This is a genomic window from Acinetobacter sp. UBA1297 (assembly GCF_002307755.1).
GTDB lineage: Bacteria > Pseudomonadota > Gammaproteobacteria > Pseudomonadales > Moraxellaceae > Acinetobacter > Acinetobacter radioresistens.
The window spans coordinates 57,624-83,171 of the sequence record NZ_DBUF01000017.1 but is presented as its reverse complement, the minus strand read 5'-3'; the positions used below and the strand labels follow the sequence as shown (position 1 = coordinate 83,171).

Below are 25,548 nucleotides of genomic sequence, written 5' to 3'. Positions count from 1 at the left end.
GAGTAAGGACTCTAATTCAGTAAATTGGAAAAAATATCATGAGCTTGATTGCTGAACCGATCACAATTCGTAATACAACCTTTAAAAACAGAATTATTAAGGGCGCAATGAGTGAAGCACTGGCTAACGCAGCAGGGCAACCTAATCATCTGCATTATGGCTTATATGAGGCATGGGCTAAAGGTGGTCTGGGCTGTGCCATTACCGGTAATGTAATGGTTGATATCGGCGCTAAAAATGAGCCAGGTGTGGTAGCAATCGAGACTGAACGTGATCTAGAACAGCTCAAGCACTGGGCAGAAATTGGCAAAGAATATGGTATGGTTCAACTGGTCCAGCTGTCTCATCCGGGACGTCAGTGTCCTAAGGGCCTGAACAAAGAAACAGTTGCACCTTCAGCTGTGCCATTTAGTCCGGTTCTGGCAACTACTTTTGGTACACCGCGTGAACTGCGTGAAGAAGAAATTCTGGATATTATCCAGCGTTTTGCCCATGCTGCCAAAATCTGTGAAAAAGCAGGCTTTGAGGGTATACAGCTACACGGTGCGCATGGTTATCTGATTAGTCAATTCCTGTCGCCACTGACCAACAAACGTCAGGACCAATGGGGCGGTTCAATTGAAAACCGTATGCGTTTCCTGCTGGAAATCTACAAGGCCGTAAGAGCAGGGACTTCAGAGAACTTTATTATTTCTGTAAAACTCAACTCGGCAGACTTTCAGCGTGGTGGTATTACCGAAGAAGATGTCATCTATGTATTCAAAGCAATTGATGCGGCTGGTATTGACCTGATTGAAATTTCAGGAGGAAGTTATGAAGCACCAGCTATGGCTGGTGTCAAGGAAGGTAAACGTAAAGCCAGTACAATTGCCCGTGAAGCTTATTTTCTTGATTTTTCTGAAAGGATCCGTCAGGAAGTCAAATGCTATCTCATGGTAACAGGCGGTTTTAGAACCGTAAAAGGTATGAATGATGCCCTGGAGAGTGGAGCATGTGATTTTATTGGTATTGCACGGCCATTTGCGGTAGAAACTGACTTGTCTAACCATTTGATTGCCGGGAAAGACGTTCGTTATGGTGTAGAGAAAATTAAAACTGGCATTCCGATGATTGATAAAATGGCAATTATGGAAATTATCTGGTATGCGGCACAGTTTAAAGCAATTGCTGAGGGTAAAAAACCTAATCCAAAACTTTCTCCCTTAAAAGTATTTTTTAAATATCTTAAAGGAAATCTGACTGCTGTGGTCAAAGGGCAGATTAATTCCCGTAAATCGGCCTAGTTTGTATATATAGATGAATGTATTGTATCTAGTGGTAAATAGTCCTGTCTTTAGGGTCTTCCAAACCTGAGGGCAGGCCTGTTTTATATTCTCGGTATGTAATGAAATAAACAGGTTGATTGATTCAGTATAGATGCAGGAAATAAGTAAAAATATCGAACTTCTTCTGTCTGTTAAAAACTTGCTCTGATTGCAGCTCTCATCACTGCATCAGAATAAAACAAGATTTAAAAATAAGAATAAAAAAAGCCCAAGTCATAATGCTTGGGCTTTTTTATAAGATGCTGCCATCTTGAATATGGCGTCCCTACGGGGATTCGAACCCCGGTTACCGCCGTGAAAGGGCGATGTCCTAGGCCTCTAGACGATAGGGACTTTAAGTGAGGCATAGTTCTGAAATTGGCGTCCCTACGGGGATTCGAACCCCGGTTACCGCCGTGAAAGGGCGATGTCCTAGGCCTCTAGACGATAGGGACGTTTCAGAGGTGGGCGTATATTAGGGTGAATCCCCGGATGTGTCAAACACTTTTCTGGCATCTTTCCCTTAAAAATATGCCGTTCGTATAAAAACAAAGCAAAATGCCATAATTTGTTTGAAATTGCTGCAAGATATTCTGATTCATGCTTTTGTATAAAAAAGAGCGGCATTTGCCGCTCTTTAGTGCTTTAGGTCGGCATCAAGACTTAGGATGGTAAAACACATAATAACTTGTATAGCATGCTGCAATAAACAACAGGCATCCGAAGAAACTGATTCGCATGGATGGATCAAAAACCATACTGATACAGGTAATCAGACAGAAAACAAAACCTAGAATCGGAACAATAGGAAACAGCGGCGCAGCAAACGCAAGATCTTTAGCAGTTTTTCCCTGCTTATACCAGTCTCGGCGGAAGTTAAACATGCTGAGACAGATACTCATCCAGACTACTACCATGGTAAAGGCTGCGATTCCGAGCAGATTAGTAAAGATAGTTTCTGGGGCGAACTGCTCAGACAACAGACCCGGCATACCGCCGATCATGGTAACAATTACTGCAACATAAGGAATGCCGCGTGCATTTACTTTTGAGAATACTGCCGGTAATTGCTTGTTATAAGACAATGACCACATCATACGTGAGGCAGCAAATAAACCGGAGTTGGCCGCTGACAGCAATGCTGTGATAATAACAAAACGGATAATATCTTCAGCATAAGGGATACCAATGTGCTGAAATACCGTAACGAATGGGCTACTGCTTACACCCTCGGCTGCTAGGCCTGCTTCCTGATGAGGTAGAAGTGCAGTTACCACCAAAATTGTTCCTACAAAGAAAATCAATAAACGGAAAATCGCTGCATTGATGGCTTTGGGTACATTTTTGGCGGGGTCTTGGGTTTCACCTGCTGCTACCCCAATCAATTCGGTCCCCGAAAAAGCGAAGTTCACGATCAACATGGTAGTGAAAATAGGAAACAAGCCTTCAGGGAACCAGCCTTGCGCGGTCAGATTACTAAAGAGTGGTGCAGACTCATAACCTTGGTAGCCAATTACACCGAAAATTGCCAGTAAACCAAACAGAATAAACGCGACAACAGTGATTACTTTCACCAGTGCAAGCCAAAATTCAGATTCGGCAAACCAGCGTGTGGAAATCATATTTAAGGTAAATACGAATGCACCAAAAACCAGTGTCCACATCCACATGGAGCTATCTGGAAACCATTCCTGCATAAGAAGTGCAGCAGCAGTAAATTCGGTACCAAGGGTTACTGACCAGGTTAGCCAATATAACCAGGTAATGGTATATCCTGTACCCGGACCAATAAACTTATTGGCATAGGCACCAAAAGAGCCTGAAACAGGCATATGTACAGCGAGTTCGCCAAGGCAAAGCATCACCATATAGGCAATAAGGCCACCCAGCACATAAGCAAGGATGGCGCCGACCGGCCCCGTTTGTGCAATGACTTCACCCGAGCCTAAAAACAGGCCAGTACCAATTGCGCCTCCCAGAGAAAGCATAACCAGATGTCGGGTACTCATAGCGCGTTTTAATGGCGCAGAATTGCCCTGATGCAACGCATCATTCGGAGAAGGAGATGACGGCATAGAGTTAAACGGAAAAGAGTAATGAAGCCGGCTATTTTAGAGAAAAAATGTAAATGTGCAATCGAAATAAAAAGCAGGAGAAATAACAGCAGAAGAATTGGCGTCCCTACGGGGATTCGAACCCCGGTTACCGCCGTGAAAGGGCGATGTCCTAGGCCTCTAGACGATAGGGACGTTTCAGAGGTGGGCTTATAATAGGGAGATTTTAAGGATGTGTCAAACGGCAGCTAGTATTATTTTTAACCAAATGAATGCTTTACATCAACTAACTTCTATTTTTGAGTTATAGGCAGATATACTTATGCCTAGGCCAGAGAGTTTAATTAGGCGATCAGAGTAAAATAAAAGATTTATAAAAGATGGCGTCCCTACGGGGATTCGAACCCCGGTTACCGCCGTGAAAGGGCGATGTCCTAGGCCTCTAGACGATAGGGACGTTTAGAAGGTAGCGGTATCTTATTGATCCGCTACCAGAGTGTCAAGCAGTTGAGGTGCGAGTTTGTTTAAAATATAGCAAAACAGCTCGGCAGTTTTCTGCGTGTCATATAATGCTGAATGTGCTTCTTTCCCGTCAAACTCAATTCCCGCCTGTAGACAGGATTTAGCCAGCACGGTTTGGCCAAACATTAAGGCACTGAGCGTGACCGTATCAAACACTGAAAAGCTATGAAATGGATTCTGGTTTTTAGTTCCACTTCGGTTAATAGCTGCCTGTAAAAAACCCAGGTCAAAATGGGCATTGTGGCCAACCAGTATGGCATGAGTACACAGCTGTTCACGGCGGATATCATGAATAGACTTGAAGATACGTTTCAATGCAGTCTTTTCATCTTCTGCCATCGCCATACGCATCGGATTAAAAGGATCAACCCCAATGAAGTCTAGCGAGCGGCGATCCAGATTAGCGCCTTCAAACGGATTAATATGTGCATGATAGGCAGGACCCGGAATAAATTTTCCTTCCTCATCATAGATAATCGGAATACAGGCAATTTCAAGTAACGCATCAGTCTGTGCATTAAAGCCTGCAGTTTCCACATCTACCACAACTGGCAGAAAGCCACGAAAACGCTGACCAATCACAGGTCGTGAATCTTGTGTCACACTTTTCTCCATTGAATGGTTTGACCGGCATAAAGTGGAATAATCTGTTCATTTTCCAGATATTCTAGGCTCGCTGGAATTACCTGCGGTTCTTTAACCAAGGTAATTGTTTGAGTATTACGTGGTAAGCCATAGAAGTCTGCACCAAACATGCTGGCAAAACCTTCAAGCCGTTCAATACGTCCTACCTGATCAAATGCCTGTGCATAAAGCTCAATAGCAGTAGGTGCACTATAGCAGCCTGCACAGCCACATGCATTTTCTTTAGCATTTTTAGAATGGGGCGCACTATCTGTACCAAGAAAGAATTTCGGGTTACCACTAGTTGCCACTTCCAGTAGGGTCTGCTGGTGGGTCTGACGTTTCAGAATTGGTAAACAGTAAAAATGCGGCTTGATTCCACCTACCAGCATATCATTACGGTTAAATAATAGGTGTTGTGGAGTAATGGTAGCTGCAACATTACGGTCCTGTTCCAGCACAAAATGTGCTGCTTCACTGGTAGTAATATGCTCAAGCACAACTTTAAGTGCTGAAAACTGCTTCAAGAGAGGAGAAAGCACTTCATCCAGAAAACGCTTTTCGCGGTCAAAAATGTCTACATGACTGTGAGTAACTTCACCATGTAACAGTAAAGGCACCTGATATTTTTCAAGCTGCTCTATGACTGCATATACTTTACGGATATCGCTGACACCATTGTCTGAATTGGTAGTTGCACCAGCCGGATAAAGCTTGATGGCATTAACATATTCTGAATCTTTAATTTTTTTAACTTCTTCAGGTGAAGTGTAGTCAGTAAAATAAAGAACCATACGCGGATCAAAATTTACCCCTTCAGGCGCATGAGCCATAATCCGTTCACGATAGGCCAGAGCCTCATCAACCGTTTTTACTGGTGGAACCAGATTGGGCATGCAAATGGCGCGGGAAAACTGTCTGGCCAGATCAGGCACGGTACGTTTAAGGGCTAGGCCGTCACGTAAATGGACATGCCAGTCATCTGGTTGGAGAAGAGTGATCGTATTCAAAGTGTTCAGGCAAGAAAAATAAAATAGATGATAATCGATAAACTCTAAAAATGATAACGACAATTATGGATAAAAGGCACAATAAAGTTCGTAATTTGCCCTAAGGGTATGCTATTTTTATAGAACTATAAAAACTATGCACGATGTTATGGAATATAAATATTACCTTACAACGTTGCAGCAACAAAAAGAAAAAATTGAAACTCTGGTCGCCCTGCATTCTCATCGTACCAGTAGTTCGTTGCCGCAGGCACTTGAACAAGAGTTCTGGCAGCAGAATACTGAACGGGCCCAGATCAATATCTCACAATCTTTTGCTGCAGGTGTGTGGGCTTACCTTTTATTTACGGCTTTAGTGTTGCCAGGTGATTACTGGCTTTCCGGTCAGCGTTTTTTCTCTGTAGATTTCCTGCTGTGTGTTGTTGCCATGCTTAATGGCGCAGTAAGCCTGTTGACCCTTTATGGCTTTGCTAGAAGTAAACTGCTTCAGCCTTACTTTTATCAGGCTGCATTAGGTTTAATGCTCTGGACTATTATTTCAAGCTGTCTGCTGAGTATGAGTTTCGCGACCCCTGCACTCAAGTATCAGTCAGCAATTGTGTTGTGTTTTATATATATGCTGGGGTTTATGATCAGTGGGGTGCGGCCGCTCCATATGCTTTTGGTCGGGACACTGGCCGCGGTTATATCTATTTATTTACTGTTCGTATTTCATATTTCCTTTGAAGTGATCATTTTGAGCCGGGTACTGTTGGGAAGCTGTCTGTTTGGTTTTACTTTAAGTACCATGCTGATCAAGCGGGAACGTATACTGTTTTTAAATACCAAGCTTGCACAGCTTAATGAAAAAATTCAGTATATTCATGCTTCTGAACTTTTGCATTTAAGCCAACATGACGAGTTAACCCAGATCTCTAACCGCCGTAATTTTGATGAGACTCTGGACAGTTTTTATAGGCAGTCACGTAAAGAAGGAACGCCCTTATCTCTACTGTTTATCGATGTGGATTTTTTTAAAAATTATAATGATTTTTATGGTCACCAGATGGGCGATAAAGTGATTTATAGTATTGCCAGAGCAATTAAAAATTCGATTCGGCACAGGGATTTTGTGGCGCGTTATGGTGGAGAGGAGTTTGTAGTGCTTCTTCCTGAAACCGAGGCGCATGGTGCTTATGCGGTTGCGTCCAATATTTATAGGGAAATTGAGCGGCTTGCTATTCCTCATGAACGTTCATGTATTGCCAGCTATATCACTGTAAGCCTGGGTATTACAATTTATAGGGGAGAAGCGGCTGTAACACAGGAGGCTTTGCTTGAGTCTGCTGATCAGGCACTCTATCGAGCCAAACAGTTGGGCCGTAACCAGATTTTCTATCAGTCAGTCGGTTCAACAAAAGTTGCATAACCATTAATACTTGTAAAAATAAAAGCCGCCAGAATCAGGCGGCTTTTAAACAGATTAAAAATTACTTCTTGTTATTTTCAAGCTGGGGTAAAGCTGAACCCTGGCCCAATGATAGCAGGCCAGAGTCAGTATAAAGACCCAGTTTGGCGCGTGTATCTGTAATATCCAGATTACGCATAGTCAGCTGTCCAATACGGTCCATTGGTGTAAACATTGAATCACCTTTTTCCATAGTCAAGCGTTCAGCTTCATAGGTCAGGTTCGGAGATTCAGTGTTCATGATGGTGTAGTCATTACCACGACGCAGCTCTAACGTGACTGTACCCGTAATTGCTTTAGCAACCCAGCGTTGGGCAGTTTCACGCAACATCAGTGCCTGAGAGTCAAACCAGCGGCCTTGATAAAGAAGACGACCTAAACGCAGGCCATTGATACGGTATTGTTCAATGGTATCTTCATTATGAATACCCGTTACCAGACGTTCATAAGTGATATGCAGCAACGCCATGCCAGGTGCTTCATAAATACCACGAGACTTGGCTTCAATAATACGATTTTCAATCTGGTCGGACATTCCCAGACCATGACGTCCACCAATACGGTTCGCTTCAAGAATAAGTTCTACCGGGTTATCAAAACGCTGGCCATTTAATGCAACTGGCATACCTTCTTCAAAAGTTACAGAAACTTCTTCAGCTTTAACTTCAACTTCATCTTTCCAGAACGCTACACCCATAATTGGCTCGACAATCTTGATCCCGGCATTCAGGTATTCAAGATCTTTGGCTTCATGAGTTGCACCCAGCATATTTGAGTCGGTCGAGTAGGCTTTTTCTTTTGACATTTTATAGTCAAAGCCGTTATCGATGAGGAACTGTGACATTTCAGCACGGCCACCAAGTTCATCAATAAAGGTCTGGTCTAGCCAAGGTTTATAAATTTTCAGGTTAGGATTGGTAAGCAGACCATAACGATAAAAACGCTCAATATCGTTGCCTTTATAAGTTGAGCCATCACCCCAGATGTTGACATCATCTTCTTTCATGGCCGTTACCAGCATAGTACCGGTGACTGCACGACCTAATGGAGTGGTATTAAAATAAGGCATACCGCCTGTACTGATATGGAATGCGCCACATTGAATTGCAGCAATACCTTCAAGCGCAAGTTGCAGGCGGCAGTCGATCAAACGAGCTTTTACCGCACCATAATTTTCAGCTTTCTTTGGAATGGCATCATAGTCATCTTCATCAGGCTGACCAAGATTTGCAGTATACGCATAAGGCTCTGCACCTTTTTGTTTCATCCACAATAAAGCAGCAGAAGTATCCAGGCCACCAGAGAAGGCAATTCCGACTTTTTTGCCTACTGGTACATGCTGCAAAATGGTTGCATTATCAGTCATTGCTAGTCCTAACTATAAAACAGGCACCACGAATTGGCTGCCATTGAAAAATCTATAAACATTTTATTGTAACACTTTTAAACGAACATGTTTTCTTAAAAAAAAGACAAACTTTAAAAATTATAGGGGCGCTAAATTTATAATTACGCTTTTATGAGTTAACTCAGTTCATAGAAATTAATAAGGAGGTTTTATTTAGAGCAGAAAATAATACTGGTTTTCTTGACTCTATTTCTTCATATTTTAAGTTTTAAAAAATCTATAAGACTAAAGTTTTACAAGAGCATTAAAAGTACATTTTTTAATACTTTAAATTTAGCTATTCTATTTATTAAACAATATATTAAGAAAGAATAGAGGGTTTTTATTTTGAATTGACTTTGCCAGAAATTAAACATTTTCTAATTTAAATTGGTATGACCAATTTTATAGATAAAATTTTATATTGATCTTTAAATAAGCAAAATTTAGGATAATTAAAGTAATTAAAGGATTTATTGTTCTTTAAAGTAAATATTGGTCCGACCAATTATTGTGGTGTTAGACCAGTTAATATCTCGTGAGCATATCAAGGAGAAGAATGTGCTTTCACAATGGCAACAGATTTATGATCCGATGGGGAATTTATGGATTTCCAGCTTAGTCGCCCTGATTCCAATTATTTTCTTTTTTCTGGCATTGGCAGTTTTCCGTTTAAAAGGAAGTGTAGCGGGAACAATTACGGTGGTACTGGCTTTGCTGGTTTCACTTTTTGCTTATGGCATGCCGACCGATATGGCATTTGCCTCGGTGATTTATGGTTTCTTCTATGGTTTATGGCCAATATCCTGGATCATCATTGGTGCAGTATTCCTGTATAAAGTTTCTGTTAAAACAGGTCAGTTCGATGTAATCCGTTCTTCAATTTTATCTATTACTGAAGACCAGCGTTTGCAAATGCTATTGGTCGGATTTGCTTTTGGTACTTTTCTTGAGGGTGCAGCAGGTTTTGGTGCACCGGTTGCGATTACTGCGGCATTACTGGTCGGTTTGGGCTTTAAGCCATTGTATGCTGCCGGTCTGTGCCTGATTGTGAATACCGCACCCGTTGCCTTTGGCGCAATGGGTATTCCAATTATCGTGGCGGGGCAGGTGTCTGGTGTAGATACCATGGAAATCAGCCAGATGGTAGGCCGCCAGTTACCGTTTATGGTGCCAATCGTACTGTTCTGGATTATGGCCATTATGGATGGCTGGCGCGGAATTAAAGAGACCTGGCCGGCTGTAATTGTAGCAGGCGGTGCATTTTCACTGGCACAGTACTTGACCTCAAACTTTGTAGGGCCTGAATTGCCAGATATTACTGCGGCCATTGCGTCACTGGTGAGCCTGACAATCTTATTAAAATACTGGAAGCCTAAGCATATCTTTCGTTTTAAAGATGAAAACGACAGTCAGGTGGATGCCGAGTTGCTGGCTTCACAGAAGCAGAAATTCAGTATAGGCCAGATTGCCAAAGCCTGGTCACCATTTGTGATTTTGACAGCGATGGTAACTCTATGGAGTATCAAGCCTTTTAAAGATCTATTTGCTAAAGATGGCCCAATGCAGGATTGGGTGATTTCGATCAAGGTTCCTTATTTGCATCAGCTGGTTCAGAAAGTGCCTCCAGTGGCGCCCGAAGTTAAGGACTATGATGCTATCTTCAAATTTGACTGGCTCTCAGCAACCGGTACAGCAATTATTATTGCGGCGCTTATTACGATTGTTTATCTGAAAATGAAGCCACGTGAAGCACTGGTGACTTTTGGTGAAACAGTAAATGAATTAAAGACCCCGATTTACTCGATAGGCATGGTTCTAGCCTTTGCATTTATTGCGAATTACTCAGGAATGTCGGCAACATTGGCATTAGCCTTGGCCCATACTGGTAATGCTTTTACCTTCTTCTCACCATTCTTGGGCTGGTTGGGCGTGTTCCTCACAGGTTCAGATACTTCTGCCAATGCACTGTTTGCAGCATTACAGGCAACTACTGCTCAGCAGATTGGTGTGCCAGAAGTTTTACTGGTAGCTGCCAATACCAGCGGTGGAGTCACCGGCAAGATGATTTCTCCACAGTCGATTGCCATTGCCTGTGCAGCAGCAGGGCTGGTAGGTAAAGAGTCCGATCTGTTCCGCTTTACGGTTAAACACAGTATAACCTTTACCGTAATGATTGGTATCATTATCACTCTACAGGCATATGTGTTCCCGTGGATGATTCCATAGGATAGAAAGAGGAAGTGCAGGGTGAAGGTCTCCGATAAAGTTATACAAAGTTTGTATCAGCTGATTGAACAGCAAGGAATGAAAGTCGGAGATCGCCTCGCTTCTGAGCGTAAGCTATGTGAACAGCTTGGTGTATCGCGCTCCTCATTACGGGAGGCCCTACAGCAGTTAAATACTCAAGGTATAGTGCAGAGCCGGTTAGGAGATGGTACTTATATTTGCCAACTGCCTGTTACCTGGTCACAGCATAAAATTGTTCAGCCTCTAAGCGGACTGATTGACCAAGATCCACTTTACCGCTTCGATGTGCAGGAAGCACGATTAGTATTGGAAGGGGGAACAGCCTGGTATGCAGCTTTACGCTCTACTGCTGAGGACCGTATCAAGATTCATCACTTTTATGACCAGATCAGCCATTTCCAGTCAATTGGTGATCCGGATCAGGCTTCGGTAGCAGACGCCAAGTTTCATCTGGCAATTGCTGAAGCATCTCATAATCTGGTCCTGATACAGACCATGCGTGGCCTGTTTGATCTGTTGCAATACAACGTAGTGCTGGGTCGCCGTAAAGTCTATTCAGAGTCAGACCGGTTTGACCAGTTGCATTTACAGCATTTCAAGGTCATGGATGCAATTGACCGTAAAGATCCGCAGGCAGCCCGCATGGCAGTTTGTGGCCATATCGAATTTGTTATACAACAGGTACGCTCGATTGATGAGGAAGAAGCCCGTCATCAGCGTGCCAGTCGCTTAAACAGGATTTAAAATGATTATTTCATCTTCTAATGATTATCGTGAAGCAGCGCGACGCCGTTTACCTCCATTTCTGTTTCATTATATTGATGGCGGGGCATATGCGGAATATACCCTGCAACGAAATGTAGAAGACCTTTCCAAAATCGCTTTGCGGCAGCGTGTCTTAAATGATATGTCCGAACTGAGTCTGGAAACCAAGCTGTTTAATGAAACCCTGTCGATGCCAGTTGCTCTTGCACCAGTTGGCCTGACCGGAATGTACGCTCGCCGTGGGGAGGTTCAGGCCGCAGTTGCTGCAGAGAAAAATGGCATACCTTTTACTCTGTCAACGGTATCAGTCTGTCCAATTGAAGAAGTTGCACCAGCCATCCAGCGCCCGATGTGGTTTCAGCTTTATGTATTGCGTGACCGGGGCTTTATGAAAAATGCATTGGAGCGTGCCAAGGCTGCAGGTTGTTCGACTCTGGTCTTCACCGTAGATATGCCAGTACCAGGTGCACGTTACCGTGATGTTCATTCAGGCATGAGCGGACCTAATGCTGCCATGCGCCGCTATATGCAGTCCTTTATGCATCCACACTGGGCATGGAATGTTGGACTGATGGGACGTCCACATGATCTGGGCAATATTTCTAAATACTTGGGTAAACCAACCGGCCTGGAAGATTATATTGGCTGGTTAGGGGCAAACTTTGACCCGTCCATTTCCTGGAAAGATCTGGAATGGATCCGTGAATACTGGGATGGCCCAATGGTCATTAAAGGTATTCTGGACCCTGAAGATGCCAAAGATGCGGTGCGTTTTGGCGCTGACGGAATTGTGGTATCTAATCATGGTGGACGCCAGCTAGATGGCGTATTGTCTACTACCCGTGCATTACCGGCTATTGCAGATGCTGTTAAAGGCGATCTGAAAATTATGGTCGATTCGGGAGTCCGTAACGGACTTGATGTAGTACGTATGATTGCGCTTGGGGCTGATTTATGTCTGTTGGGTCGTGCTTTTGTCTATGCATTAGGTGCTGCCGGCGGTGAAGGTGTAAATCATCTACTTGAGCTGATTAACAAGGAAATGCGAGTTGCCATGACACTAACTGGCGCTAAAACTATTCAGGATATTTCTTCTGAATGTCTGGTCAAGCGCATCATGGAGTAAAATCGTGTCTATCACCGCCTCTAAAGTTATACAGCAGTTTCAGCAAGTGGTCGGAGAAAGATTTGTACTTACCGATGAGCAGGAAACCCGTCTTTACCGGCAGGGTCGACGTTTTGGTGAAGGACAGGTTTTAGCCGTAATAGCTCCCGGTAGCCTGATTGAACAATGGCGTATTTTACAGATTGCAGTGGCTGCAGACTGTATTGTAATTATGCAGGCCGCCAATACTGGCCTGACTGGAGGCTCTACACCTTATGGTTATGATTATGACCGTCCAGTAGTACTGATCAGCACCCGGCGGTTAGCCGGTATGCAGGTTATCAATTCAGGGAAACAAGTTATATGCTTGCCGGGTGCGACTTTAGATGCATTAGAAAAAGCCCTGTTACCCTTTAACCGGGAACCGCATTCAGTGATTGGTTCCTCCTGTATAGGTGCCTCTGTATTAGGGGGAGTGTGTAATAACTCCGGCGGTGCACTGGTAAGACGTGGGCCGGCGTACACCGAACTGGCCTTATATGCTCAGGTTGATGAACAGGGACAACTGCATCTGGTTAATCACTTGGGAATAAGTTTAGGTACCCAGCCAGAACAGATTCTGATACGTCTGCAAAATGGTGAGTATCAGGAAAAGGATATTGATTACAGTCCGCAGCACCGTGCTTCCGATCCTCATTATGGTCATGACGTGCGTCAAGTTGATCTTGATACACCGGCGCGTTTTAATGCTGACCCTAACCGGTTGTTTGAAGCTTCAGGTTCTGCCGGCAAGGTCTGTGTTTTCGCAGTGCGGCTGGATACTTTTGAAAAACTACCAAGTCAGGTGTTTTATATTGGAACCAATAGTCAGGATGACCTGACCGCAATTCGACGCTATTTACTGACTCAATTGCCGCGTCTGCCGATTGCAGGTGAGTATATTCATCGGGTAGCGTATGACATTGGCGAGAAATATGGAAAGGATACCTTTCTGTTTATCGAAAAATTTGGAACTGCGCGGGTCCCTAAAGCTTTTGCCATGAAAGACAAAATTGATGGCATGCTGGAAAAAGTCAAAATCAGAGGATTAACCGACAAGGTTTTACAGCTGTTAACCGGCGTTTTGCCACCCCATTTACCGCAGCGTATGGCCGAGTTCCGTAACCGTTATGAACATCATTTACTACTTCGTATCGAAGATCAGGATATAGCACAGGTAGAAAGTTACTTGCAGGAGTATTTTAAAATACACTCTACAGGCAACTATTTTCTGTGTAATGAAGAAGAAGGTCGTAAAGCTTTTTTACACCGATTTGCCATTGCAGGAGCAGCTATACGTTACCGTGATGTACATCGCCGGGAGGTCGAAGACATTGTGGCGCTCGATATTGCCCTAAAACGCAATGACCGGGCGTGGCTGGAAACCTTGCCTGAGTCAATGGAAGAGCAGATTGTACATAAACTCTACTACGGTCATTTCTTGTGCCATGTTTTTCATCAGGATTACATCGTCAAGAAAGGGGTTGACCCATTAGCCATGGAGCATGCCATGTGGAAATTGCTAGATCAGCGTGGTGCCGAATATCCGGCCGAACATAATGTTGGACATTTATATGTAGCCAAGCCTGCTTTAAAACAACACTATCAAAAGCTTGATCCAACCAACAGTTTCAATGTGGGCATTGGTTATACTTCCAGAAAAAAATATTGGTCATAAACCAAATTCTTTTAACTGTGCTTTTAAGAACTATTTATTAAAAGCACAGTTAAATTCTTCCCCGCAATACTTTTAAAGCCACCCTATATTTATATTTAAATTTTTAAAATAGCCTAAGCTTAAAATTGACGTTCAAGTCTTTATCCTTCAAATAAACAGCCATAAACAATATAAAAAAATCAGTTAAAGTAGATGCAACAAATTGCAAAGCCCACTAATTACAAGGATATCCTATGACCAGCTATGCAAATATTTTAAAGCCATTAGATTTGGGATTTACTACAATTAAAAACCGGATAGTAATGGGGTCTATGCATACCGGGCTGGAAGACCGTTTTTATCATTATCCGAAGCTTGCGGCCTATTTTGCCGAGCGTGCCAAAGGTGGAGTTGGTCTCATTATTACCGGAGGTATAGCACCTAATCGAGAGGGCTGGCTATCGCCAATGGGAGGCACTATGAACAGTCTGGCCGACATTCCCCATCACCGGTTGGTCACTCATGCTGTACACAAACATGGCGCTAAAATTTTGCTTCAGATTCTGCATTCTGGTCGTTATGGTTATCAGCCACTGGTCGTTTCTGCCAGTCCGGTTAAATCACCTATTTCCCTGTTTAAACCACGAAAAATGAGTGAGCGTAACATCCTGAGTACTATTAAGGATTATGCACATGCTGCCAGCCTTTCAAAAAAGGCCGGCTATGATGGGGTTGAAATTATGGGCTCGGAAGGGTATCTGTTAAACCAGTTTATGAGTCGGCATGTCAACCAGCGTCAAGACCGATGGGGCGGCACACTGGAAAACCGGATGCGGTTTTCACTTGAAATTGTAAAAGCTATCCGTGAGGCAGTGGGGGAGAAATTTATTATCTGTTTTCGTTTATCAATGCTGGATCTGGTTGATAACGGTAATACCATGGATGAAGTCATCCAGATTGCCCAGGCGTTAGAAAAAGCAGGTGTAACTTTGCTAAATACCGGGATTGGCTGGCACGAAGCGCGCATTCCGACCATTGTTACCTCTGTACCGCGTGCTGCTTTCGTCGATTATACCGCTGAAGTGAAGCAGTATGTGAATATACCGGTCATTGCCTCAAACCGTATTAATATGCCGGAGACTGCCGAAGCCATTCTGGCTGAAGGAAAAGCCGATATGGTACAAATGGCACGCCCATTTCTGGCCGACCCTTTTTGGGTAGATAAAACTGCTACAGACCGTGTCAATGAAATTAATACTTGTATTGCCTGTAATCAGGCCTGCTTAGACCATACATTTAAATGGCAGCGTGCAACCTGTCTGGTCAATCCGCAGGCAGCTTATGAAACTGAACTGGTCTACGTGCGTACAAAAAAACCTAAGCGGATTGCTGTAGTGGGGGCTGGGGTTGCCGGAATGTCTGCAGCTACAGTTGCTGCGGGACGAGGGCACCAAGTGACTTTATTTGAAGCAAGTGATGAAGTCGGGGGACAGTTTAATTTAGCCAAAGTTGTGCCAGGCAAAGAAGAGTTTCATGAAACCATTCGCTACTTTAAGGTTCAAATTGAAAAAACCGGCGTCGAACTGCGTTTAAATACCCGTATAAATCGTGAACAGCTTGAACGTGAAGGATATGATGAAATTGTGGTTGCCACAGGTGTTATACCGCGTCAGCTTAAAATTGCTGGCAGTGAAGCGCCGCAGGTTTTGTCTTATGCAGAAGTGCTTAAGGGCGCAAAAGTGGGATACAGGGTTGCAGTGATAGGAGCAGGAGGAATTGGTTTTGATGTTTCTGAATTTTTACTCAAACCTGTCTCACAGCCTCAGCCAAAACCTTTAACTGAATGGCAACGTGAGTGGGGCGTAGATTCAGAATCTCATTACCATACGAAAGGTGGAATGGTTTCGGCCGAATTGGAAACACCCGTTCGGGAAATTTATTTACTGCAGCGCAAACCTACGCCTTTAGGTGCAGGGCTTGGTAAGACCACAGGCTGGGTGCATCGTGCACAACTGAAAAAGCATCAGGTACGCATGTTGCGCGGTGTAAATTATAAAGCAATTACTGATGAAGGCTTATGGATTTCTCACGATGGGCATGACCAGCTGCTCCGTGTCGATACGATTGTAGTATGCGCTGGACAGGAATCAGTTAAAGATTTGATGCCACAGGGTGGAAAGAAAGTGCTGGCTAACTATCACATTATTGGAGGAGCAAAGCTGGCAGCAGAGCTTGATGCCAAGCGCGCTATTCGTGAAGGTGCTGAATTGGCTGCAAAGCTCTAACTAAATGATGAAACAATAGACATTTGACTATAAAGCACTAAAATTTTTCTTGAATAAAATGAAGAGGCTTTGTATTCTTAGCGGCATGGAAGCGTGGCAGAGCGGTTTAATGCACCGGTCTTGAAAACCGACGAGGGTTCACGCCCTCCGTGAGTTCGAATCTCACCGCTTCCGCCAGATATTTAAATAAGCCCTTGTATTTACAAGGGCTTATTTTTTTTAACTATAGGTTACTCCTCAACTTATTCTGTATCAGATTTTGGTTGTAAAAAGTGAAAACAGGATAATTTAAGACTGTGCGAAAAATTAATAGGCTGATTCAAATAATTTCTAAACTATTTAAAATTTTTCATATCATAATTAAGCATCTTAAAGAATATTTTGTCCTCAAATTTCTAAAATTTAAACAATCATTTAAAATTTTAAAAAACTATATTATTTAGTATAACTAGCAATACAAAATAGTTTGTCCATAAGCTCAGTAAAATGAGTCTTATTATTAATGTATTAGATACTAATGTTTTAAATATTTAAGTAATTTTTAAGGTTAACAGCTTAGAATTATTTAATTCTATAAGATAATTGATGAGGGTATTGACATTCATTTTTTAGAAGAAAAAAATATCTTTAAAAATTTAGATCAAGATAAAAGAAAAATAAATTAAAAAGTGATAGAGGAGCATTTTTTAATAGAAAAATAAAAACAGAGGTATAACCTATTACAGGTTCAAAACTTTCAGCAATCAATACAAAAGTTTAAGGGCAGTGAATTGAATCCATCTAAATTAATTTTTATAGGAAGGGTTATGATTTAAATAAATTAACTATTGTATCAATCATTAGCTATAAGAATCATGAATTATGTCTATAGGTCTAACTTTTCAGATAAACTAACTGATTAGTATTAAATAGGTCATTCAATTCAAAATACTTAGGGTATCCAATAATCTATAAAATGAGGAATAAGCTCACCTGACTTGAGTTTTCCTAAAAAAGTAAAAAGTACTCAAAACTGTATCAGCTTATTGGCCCAGAAAATTCATTAAAATTGAAATGAACTTAATTAATATTAAGACAGTAGGAGCTTCAGATCTCTAATTTTTTATGAAAAATCAATAAAAGCAAAAACAAGATAATAGTATTATTATTATTAAATTTTGTTTATTATCTGTCTGTTTTTTGTATGTATAAAAGATTACTTTAAAATTTAATAAAGAAATTATAGTTCTAGCTTGAAGCTTTAATGAAGAAGGAAATTATGAAAAAGGCTATATTAACATTATTGTGCATGGGTATTGTTCAAGTTAGCACTGCTGAAATCGTTAAAGTGAATGGGGAAGGGAGTGCACCTATCATTAAAAAAGACCTAAATAGTACACGTAACCAAGCATTCAATAATGCAAAAAAAGATGCAGTGATTACTTTGATTAAACGTATTAATGGCCCTCAAGCTATGAACGAAGCGAATCAATATTTAGATGATATTGTAAAACAAATCGATAACAGTTACGTGTTAAACCGAGGCAGTAATACCAATAGTAACAATGAGCTAGTTACCCAAGTTAGTCTTGAAATAGATGATCAGGAATTCCGTTTAATTCTCAATGATTTAGGACTAGCAAAGAAAAATAGCCGTACTAGTCCAATTATGATTGTAATGGATGAATATTTTGGGATACCGAAAAATAACTCAAAACCTGTTAAAGAGTTCACATCATATTTTTCTGATCGTAGCTATAACTATGATGAAGATGCTAGTTACAAAGCCAGTGAAAGTGCCAAAGCCAGTGCTTCAGATTATTATTCTTCAAAAGGTCGCTCATCTGCTGCATCAGGTTATGCTTATGATAATTACTATGGTGCAGGGGTTGGAGGATCTTCTCGTTCAGCAAGCCACAATAATTCAGGTAAATCCTCATCTTCAAGCAGCTATAATGCTAGCGAATCGGCTAAATACAGCCAATCCGAACGACAAAATGATATTCAAAGGTTTGTGAAATATGTGGAATATCAAACTCCAAGTACTAAAGCTGAGCGTGATAATCAAACCTTAAATTCAATTGCTAGTTCTGCATCACGCTATGATTTACGTTTGCTCGATTCTGACCGTTTTAGAAGTCAGTATTTGAATGGTCGGAGTATGTCGATTCAGCAATTGATGAGTGATACAGAGCTGAACAAACTTGTAATCGCTGCACGAAAAGAAAAAGCCGATTGGTTTATGGCGGGTAGCTCTTATATTTATGATCGTGGTCGTTCGAGTGCTACTGGGCAATTTGTCTGTGATGGTGCTGTTAGTTTTAAAATTTATTCAGTCGATGATTCAACTTTAATAGGTGGGGAAACTCGTACAGAATCTTCGACAGGTGCGACTACAGATTCTTGCCGTACGAATGTTGCTAAGAAACTTGGCGAATTAGCCGTTAGCCAAGTAGGGCCACAGATTCTGGGTTATGCAAAAAATCGCTCTATGTATGGTAAAGAAATTACCATTTTTGTGAAAAGTGTCTCTGGTAAAGTTTCTTCTCGTTTAGGAGATGATTTATACATTGCCTTAGATGAAATGGATGGTGCAAGAAATATCGATATTCGCACTCAGGATGGAAAATTGGTCGAAATGACTATGACCTATAAGAGTGAGAAACCTGTTAGTGCCGAATTGGCTAAAGCACTACGTAAAGTAAATCCAACTCTATCAAGTGCTGAGCGTTTACAAGCTGGCAATACGATTACACTTTGTATTGGTGGTACACAATGCAAATAAAGTTAAAAGCTTTATGTTTAGCTATGCCGATGCTTATTTCGTCATGGGCAAACGCGAATATTCAAATCTACCCATCGAAAGGAATTTTTGGTCTAGAGCAACCTTGTCGTAATGATCCTGGCAAATACGAAGCGAATGGGTCTTCAATTGTATGTGACTTCAGTCAAGCGATTGACAATGAAAGTATTCGTAAACAAGTTGAGCAACTTTTTGTACAAAGTTTAAAGCAAAGTTTCGATGAACAGATTGTCGATATCATTTCACAAAAAACGAAAAATCGCACTTATATCGCATCAATAGAAGTTTTGCGTGCAAGTGAATACATTGTGAGGAAGGATTCGACCGCCGAAATTTTTCTTCCAGTGACCTTAAGTCTAAAACTCACCAATGTGTTATCAGGAGAGGTTATATATAGTGACAGTAAAACCTTGTCACAACCAATTCAAGTACTTGCTACAGAGATTGATTCTAGCGTAACCAAAACAGCAATTAAGCAAAAATTTCAAAGTACTTTGTTGATGCTAACGCAACAAGTGACTCAAGAATTAAAATCAAAACTTAAAGTTTCTGAAATAGAAACTCAAGTGATTGATCAGTGGAAATCCTATCTTGTTTTAGATAAAGGCTTTAAGCAAGGGATTGCTGCACAAGATGAGCTCAGCTCAGCAGATGGTGATTTGATTCGTGTTGTGCATGCTGACAGTGATTATGCTGTGGCTGTACCAGTCTTGATGCAGAGCAGTAGTAAGCACTTTAGTAAAGTTTCAACCAATACACGACGGGCTATGAATAAGCCCAAAACTTTGGTGGTCGATGTGCTGACTTATCAAGGCGAATCGAAAGATTTAATAGAACAAATTTTTTCTGATGCAGTGGGTGAGCAAACCTCATTTACTCTAACACCAGTCAATCGACGTTATAGTGCGATGGCACAAAGTATTAGTGAGCAAACTGGATTAGCGCAAAGTGAAGACATTAACCAACGTGAATTACCTGAATTTTTCATTCGGATAAATGTCATCCCTGTAATTGCTTATCAGCAACAAATTGGAAAAATAACGCAGCAACAGGTTTTTCATAGTGAAGTCTTTGCCGAAATGATTGATCGTTCTGGTCGGGTAATATACTCCGCGCATGCGACCGATGATATCAAGGATGTGATTTCAGATGGAATGGGATTTTCTCTCGAGGCTCGTAAAGAAGTTGTATTGAAAAATGCACTTTTGAAATTAGGCCAACAATTTCAAAAAGGGATTCAATTTACTCGTTCTGATTTAAAAGTCTCTGGATCAAGTGATCAGAACATAGTTATTGATGATGCTGGCGAGCGCTTAAGTACAGGAATGAAAGTTCATGTTTATCACTCAGATAAAGCAGCAGGACGTAATATTTTAATTCCAACATGGGAAGCAACTGTTTTAGGGCGTCAAGGCACGAAAGTTAATGCACAATTAGATTTTCCAGTTAACAGTAGTGATCGGTTACCCGTACGTTCTGGAGACAGTGTTTTGCTAGATAGCTCTGCCCCAGTAGGAGACTCAAAGCAATTTCGTGTTTTATGTTTAGGGCTACATACTGAGCAAGTTGGTGAAATTCCATTTTATGGTTTTGGTCCATTGATTTATCACGCTTTTACCAGGCAATCGAAACGACCATTCTATGCGACAGGTTCAGGCTTTAAAGGACAGACTTTACTAAAAGACTCAGTGATTGCTATGACTGAAAATGCTGGGTTTAAAAAAGATATGAAAGTTAACTTTCATATTCCAACAGATGAATGTTTACAGCCAGTGCTTAAGCTCGAAGTTAAACAAGACAGTATTAGATGTAATGCAGACAAAAGTAATTGTGATGCCACATTAGTTATAGCTAGTGGTGCACGCAGATTTAACCAAAAGGCTGAAAAAATAGGGGCTTATGGTTTGCAACAAGAAATTGGATTGAAGGGTATCGAATATCAGCATCGTCATGAAATGTATAACATTCAGTTGTTTGAGGCTTTACCAAAAATTTTAAATCAAATCGTGCAAAAAGCCGATTCTTCACAATAGGGGTAACAGGATATGAAAAAAATTGCAATTGTTTTAGCTGTAACTGCTTCAATGGGTACATCAAGTATCTATGCAGGTTTCGGATCGTTGAGTAATCTTTCGTCATCATTATCTGAATCTATAACTGGCGTATCTTCTTCAAATATGGACCTCAATGGTTTTTTCACGCAAGCTAAAGCAACTAACGCAATGTTTATTCAGAGCCGTACGGCTTTAGCATCATTACTTGCAAGTAAACAGGACTCAGATGAATTAAAAATAAAACAAAAAATTTTGAAAACGACCTCTGATTTGAAAGAAAAAGAAGCGATTCAAAAACAAATTGTAGCACTGTCAAATACAGTTCTAGAAACTTCTCAAAAAGATGAAGAAGCAACAGTCGCTAAACTTTCAGCGCTAAATGTTGAGCAGAAGAAACATTTATTGAACTCTGCAACTAATTTTGCTATTGCAAGTTTAACTGCTCGTGAATTAGCTTTAGGGGCTAAACAAGTGAGCACCAACTTAATTTCAAACCCAACTGGCTTGACCAATACAGGAATGACTTTAATTGATGCTAAAGGCTTAGTTAATGATATAACTGGTATTGCTAAAAATTCGACTATGGCTTTAGTGGAATATCCTAAATTACTTAAAAAAGCAGGTATTGAATTTAAAGTGCCAACAAGTTCATCAGATAAGCCAAAAAATCTTGATAATATTTAAAAATATTTTTAAGTAAAATCTAGAATAAGTCAAAATTGTAAATGACTAAATATTTTTCTGAGCTAAAAGAGATTTCTTGGTAGTCTCTTTTAGTTTAATATTTTTAAATTTAGGGGGTTTTAATTTTTTTAATATTAAAAGGTTAAAATTTTTTAATCTGGTATGGGGCTTAATAAGTATAACTTTTATCATTAATTTGCTAGAATAATAGTTTATAAAATTTTTTGAAAAATAGATTTTTAATTTAAATTTTTTTGGATATATTATAGTTATTGGTTTGTATTAAGTTAATGATGGGTGTGATATAAATAAAATTATTGTTCTTATAAAATTGTATAATAATTATAGTATAGTTAAATTAATGTTATTAATTTTAAAATAGAAAATTAATTAATTTTAAAGAAATATAATTTTTGAATAAATAGTGTATTTTATAATTCTGAGTAAAGAAATAAAATATTTATTCTAAGTTAATTATTTTAAGTAATCGTAAATTATGGAATATAATGCAAATAAGAAAAATATATATTATACTAAAGTTAATTAAATATTTTTATATAAAATTTATGTTTTTCAAGTAATTTATGCTATAAATTTTACGCTCTGCCTAATTAATCTTATAACTTATTTTAGTATCTATGTGATGTATTATGCTTTTTAACTCCAATTTAATCTTTAAAAAGGTTATAGCTTTTTCAATTGTTGGTATATGTTCAAATCAGATTTTTGCTGCTTCTGAAACAGCTGAAAATACCCAAGGCTTTGAACTCAGTGGTAATATTACCCTTACCAGCGATTACCGTTTCCGTGGGATTACTCAAACCCAAACTGACCCAGCTATTCAGGGAACCGCAACTCTGACACATAAAAGTGGATTATATTTCAGTGCTTTTGCCTCGAATGTAGATTATGGTACTGCAGACCCTCATATGGAACTTGATCCATCAATTGGCTATAGCACGCCTCTCAAATTATCAAGTTCAGTACCTGTAACTTTAGATATAGGTGCAAGTTACTATAATTATATTAGTGGTAATGAGGGTGATTATGCAGAGTTATATGCCAGACTTATTCTTGAACGTATATTAATAAATGATGACAGTCTATTAACAAGTCTGAGCTATACCAATGACTATGCAGGTCAAGACAAGAATAGCTGGAATGCTACGCTAGGGTATGCTGTACCGCTTGCCCAGACTAATTTCGGTGCGGTGGCCAGTATTGGCTATACCACTGTAGATGACTATGATTTTAATCAGCAAGGTGAAAATAGTTATTTCGACTATAAAGCTGGCCTGACTTATAATTTCGCTTCTTTCCCTGATGCAAGCGCAGAACTTGCTGTAGTGGGTACTAATCTGGATACAGATGCGTTAGATCATGCTGGCAAGCGCGGTGTAGATACTGGCGCAGTATTTACCCTTACCAAAGCTTTTTAAGATGCGATAAGCTCAAAAGTATGACTGCGTACTTTTGAGCTTTATTTTTAGTAATCTGGCTATAAATATATTAATAAAAAATGGTTTATATGAGTTAGATTATTCTCCAGGATATTCATTTTAATAAATATAGAATAATATTAAATTATTGTTTTTATTTTATTTTTAAAAGTGTGCGTAGGAATTAGAATTTACGCAAAATTTACGCCCTTTAGTGCTTTATCAATAGAAAATTTACGGTACCCTTTTTCATACTTGATAGTGGAATTTTCCAATGATCAAGGTTCGAAAAATGTTTACCCAATTTGCAGATGATGCGTACATGAGAATAAGTCATCATGGGGACGCGTTATTAAATAAGAAAAAATACCAGATGCTCTTTCTGTCTTCTAATTTATTGAAATAGGGGAAAGAGGCATGTTGGAATTCTTTTTATTGATCGCGCTGGTAGTAATTTTTGCTTTTCCTTTGGGGAAATATCTATCAGACGTGATGCAATATCACAAAATGAGAAGTGACATCCTGTTTAGCTGGATAGAAAAACCTGTTTACGCCGTACTGGGCACCCAGCCTCAACAGGAAATGAGTGCCAGAACCTATATATTGAGCTTTGTCTTAAGTTGTTTTGTTGTAGGCATGCTGGTCTGGATACTCTTTATGGTACAGGCATGGCTACCACTTAATCCAAACCATGCACCTAGTATGTCATGGGACCTGGCTTTACACACCATGATTTCTTTCCTGACTAATACTAACCAGCAGCATTATTCTGGTCAGACACAGCTATCTTATTTGTCACAAATGGTCGGTATTGTGGGCTTGCAGATAATTACACCTATGATGGGGCTGGCTATGGTAGTTGCTACCTTGCGTGCGTTGTTTAATCTGAAACAGCCAGGACCTATCGAATGTGATAACAGTTCAGCGCTGGCCAGACTAAATGTAGGAAATTACTGGGCAGATGTAATTCGGCCAACATTCCGTTTTTTAATTCCACTCTGTCTACTCTGGTCGCTGCTGCTGAACAGTCAGGGTGTACCTTCGACTTTTGAGGGCGGGCCAGAGGTTCAGGTAGTTCAACCTAATGCTGAACTTTCCACTCAGAAAATTCCATTAGGGCCTGTGGCACCGATGGTGGCAATTAAACAGCTTGGTAGTAATGGCGGCGGCTGGTATGGGCCAAACAGTAGTGTGCCCTTAGAAAATCCGACACCACTTTCCAATTTTCTGGAAATGTTGGCAATCTTGCTTATTCCAGTTTCTATTATTGTCATGCTGGGTTTTTTGACCAGACGTCCAAAATTTGCAGGCTTTGTATTTGGTTCAATGCTGCTGATGTCAGTCATCTCGGCGACTGGTGCAATCTGGTCAGAGAGCTTATCTGATACAGCCACAAATATCTCATCAATGGAAGGTAAAGAAGTCCGTTTTGCTGAGAGTTCTTCGGCACTCTGGGCTGCTGTGACAACGCAGGTAAATAATGGTTCTGTCAATATGATGCATGATTCATCCGCACCATTGACCGGACTGGTTGCATTGTCAAACATGTTGATCAATGCCATCTGGGGTGGAATTGGCTGTGGCTTACAGCAGTTTCTGGTCTATCTGTTCCTGGCGGTATTTATTGCCGGGCTGATGACAGGTCGTACACCAGAGCTATTCGGCCGAAAAGTGGAAGCACCTGAAATCAGATTACTGGCTGTAGTTATTCTTATTCAGCCAGCAGTTATTTTACTGTTCACTGCAATAAGCCTGTTCTTTCCTGAACTTACTGGTAACAGTAATCCCGGGAGCCATGCAATCAGCCAGGTATTTTATGAATATGTTTCGGCCTTTGCCAATAATGGTTCTGGGTTTGAAGGACTGGCTGATAATACTGTCTGGTGGAATATCAGCTGTAGTATTGCGCTGCTGGCAGGCCGCTTTCCGGCACTGATTATTCCTTTACTGATTGCTGCCCGTCTGGCAGTTAAACGGCAGGCGCCTGAAAGTGCAGGCAGTCTGAAAGTAGAAACGCCCACATTTGCCTTAACACTGATTGCCATTGTGGTCGTGCTAACTCTTTTACAATTCATGCCTGTCTTGGTCTTGGGACCCATTGCTGACCATTTACTACTGGTTCAGGGCTAAGGGGAAAATA

16 protein-coding genes and 5 tRNA genes are annotated in these 25,548 nt (G+C 40.7%); 13 read left to right on the top strand and 8 right to left on the bottom strand.

What is annotated here, in order from left to right; genetic code table 11:
- Nucleotides 1-38 precede the first annotated feature (38 nt).
- Nucleotides 39-1,283 carry an NADH:flavin oxidoreductase/NADH oxidase family protein gene (locus B3R63_RS08055; protein ID WP_286729641.1) on the top strand — a complete coding sequence of 415 codons (1,245 nt, stop codon included), beginning with the start codon at nucleotides 39-41 and terminating at the stop codon, nucleotides 1,281-1,283.
- 299 nt (nucleotides 1,284-1,582) lie between these two features.
- On the opposite strand, the gene B3R63_RS08050 is transcribed toward B3R63_RS08055, so the two are convergent.
- From B3R63_RS08050 to pyrC, 7 genes are all read right to left on the bottom strand, one after another.
- Nucleotides 1,583-1,658: transfer RNA gene (locus tag B3R63_RS08050), tRNA-Glu, on the bottom strand.
- Nucleotides 1,659-1,683: 25 nt separating this feature from the next.
- Nucleotides 1,684-1,759: transfer RNA gene (locus B3R63_RS08045), tRNA-Glu, on the bottom strand.
- A gap of 201 nt (nucleotides 1,760-1,960) precedes the next feature.
- A complete protein-coding gene (locus tag B3R63_RS08040) occupies nucleotides 1,961-3,379 on the bottom strand; it encodes an amino acid permease (protein ID WP_005019181.1) in 1,419 nt (472 codons plus the stop codon).
- A 98-nt stretch (nucleotides 3,380-3,477) separates the two neighbouring features.
- Nucleotides 3,478-3,553, bottom strand: a tRNA-Glu gene (locus B3R63_RS08035).
- A 186-nt stretch (nucleotides 3,554-3,739) separates the two neighbouring features.
- Nucleotides 3,740-3,815: transfer RNA gene (locus B3R63_RS08030), tRNA-Glu, on the bottom strand.
- 20 nt (nucleotides 3,816-3,835) lie between these two features.
- Nucleotides 3,836-4,495, bottom strand: a complete 660-nt coding sequence (gene rnt, locus B3R63_RS08025; RefSeq protein WP_005404392.1) for a ribonuclease T — start codon at nucleotides 4,493-4,495, stop codon at nucleotides 3,836-3,838.
- Nucleotides 4,480-5,514, bottom strand: a complete 1,035-nt coding sequence (pyrC, locus tag B3R63_RS08020; protein ID WP_286729637.1) for a dihydroorotase — start codon at nucleotides 5,512-5,514, stop codon at nucleotides 4,480-4,482. Before pyrC ends, rnt begins: the two co-directional genes overlap by 16 nt.
- A 148-nt stretch (nucleotides 5,515-5,662) precedes the next feature.
- Here pyrC and B3R63_RS08015 point away from each other — a divergent pair, with 148 nt between their 5' ends.
- Complete coding sequence (locus B3R63_RS08015) at nucleotides 5,663-6,922, top strand: GGDEF domain-containing protein (protein ID WP_286729788.1); 1,260 nt, start codon at nucleotides 5,663-5,665, stop codon at nucleotides 6,920-6,922.
- A 61-nt stretch (nucleotides 6,923-6,983) separates the two neighbouring features.
- Here the strand turns inward: B3R63_RS08015 and argG are convergent, their stop codons facing one another.
- Complete coding sequence (gene argG, locus B3R63_RS08010; protein ID WP_005019187.1) at nucleotides 6,984-8,327, bottom strand: argininosuccinate synthase; 1,344 nt, start codon at nucleotides 8,325-8,327, stop codon at nucleotides 6,984-6,986.
- A 582-nt stretch (nucleotides 8,328-8,909) separates the two neighbouring features.
- On the opposite strand from argG, the gene lldP reads away from it, so the two are divergent.
- The 11 genes from lldP (at nucleotide 8,910) to kdpA (ending at nucleotide 25,538) form a co-directional block, all read left to right on the top strand.
- Nucleotides 8,910-10,577: an L-lactate permease gene (lldP, locus tag B3R63_RS08005; protein WP_286729634.1), complete on the top strand. Its 1,668-nt coding sequence runs from the start codon at nucleotides 8,910-8,912 to the stop codon at nucleotides 10,575-10,577.
- A 21-nt stretch (nucleotides 10,578-10,598) separates the two neighbouring features.
- Nucleotides 10,599-11,342, top strand: coding sequence for a transcriptional regulator LldR (gene lldR, locus B3R63_RS08000; protein ID WP_286729632.1), 744 nt, complete (start codon nucleotides 10,599-10,601; stop codon nucleotides 11,340-11,342).
- A 1-nt stretch (nucleotide 11,343) separates the two neighbouring features.
- On the top strand, nucleotides 11,344-12,489 hold the full coding sequence (gene lldD, locus B3R63_RS07995; RefSeq protein ID WP_005406852.1) for an FMN-dependent L-lactate dehydrogenase LldD: 1,146 nt from the start codon (nucleotides 11,344-11,346) through the stop codon (nucleotides 12,487-12,489).
- Between the two features lie 4 nt (nucleotides 12,490-12,493).
- Nucleotides 12,494-14,185, top strand: coding sequence for a D-lactate dehydrogenase (gene dld / locus B3R63_RS07990; protein ID WP_286729628.1), 1,692 nt, complete (start codon nucleotides 12,494-12,496; stop codon nucleotides 14,183-14,185).
- Nucleotides 14,186-14,418: 233 nt separating this feature from the next.
- The gene (locus B3R63_RS07985; RefSeq protein WP_286729627.1) at nucleotides 14,419-16,449 is read left to right on the top strand and encodes an NADPH-dependent 2,4-dienoyl-CoA reductase; all 2,031 of its coding nucleotides are present in this window, start codon (nucleotides 14,419-14,421) and stop codon (nucleotides 16,447-16,449) included.
- Nucleotides 16,450-16,536: 87 nt separating this feature from the next.
- Nucleotides 16,537-16,626, top strand: a tRNA-Ser gene (locus B3R63_RS07980).
- A 1,066-nt stretch (nucleotides 16,627-17,692) separates the two neighbouring features.
- The gene (locus B3R63_RS07975; RefSeq protein WP_286729626.1) at nucleotides 17,693-19,213 is read left to right on the top strand and encodes a hypothetical protein; all 1,521 of its coding nucleotides are present in this window, start codon (nucleotides 17,693-17,695) and stop codon (nucleotides 19,211-19,213) included.
- Nucleotides 19,204-21,264: a hypothetical protein gene (locus tag B3R63_RS07970; RefSeq protein ID WP_286729625.1), complete on the top strand. Its 2,061-nt coding sequence runs from the start codon at nucleotides 19,204-19,206 to the stop codon at nucleotides 21,262-21,264. The genes B3R63_RS07975 and B3R63_RS07970 overlap by 10 nt, the downstream gene beginning before the upstream one ends.
- A gap of 12 nt (nucleotides 21,265-21,276) precedes the next feature.
- Nucleotides 21,277-21,969, top strand: coding sequence for a hypothetical protein (locus tag B3R63_RS07965; RefSeq protein WP_286729624.1), 693 nt, complete (start codon nucleotides 21,277-21,279; stop codon nucleotides 21,967-21,969).
- A gap of 650 nt (nucleotides 21,970-22,619) precedes the next feature.
- The gene (locus B3R63_RS07960; RefSeq protein ID WP_286729622.1) at nucleotides 22,620-23,408 is read left to right on the top strand and encodes a TorF family putative porin; all 789 of its coding nucleotides are present in this window, start codon (nucleotides 22,620-22,622) and stop codon (nucleotides 23,406-23,408) included.
- 417 nt (nucleotides 23,409-23,825) lie between these two features.
- Nucleotides 23,826-25,538 (top strand): potassium-transporting ATPase subunit KdpA, encoded by a 1,713-nt coding sequence (gene kdpA / locus B3R63_RS07955; protein WP_286729621.1) that lies wholly within the window; start codon nucleotides 23,826-23,828, stop codon nucleotides 25,536-25,538.
- Nucleotides 25,539-25,548: the final 10 nt, after the last annotated feature.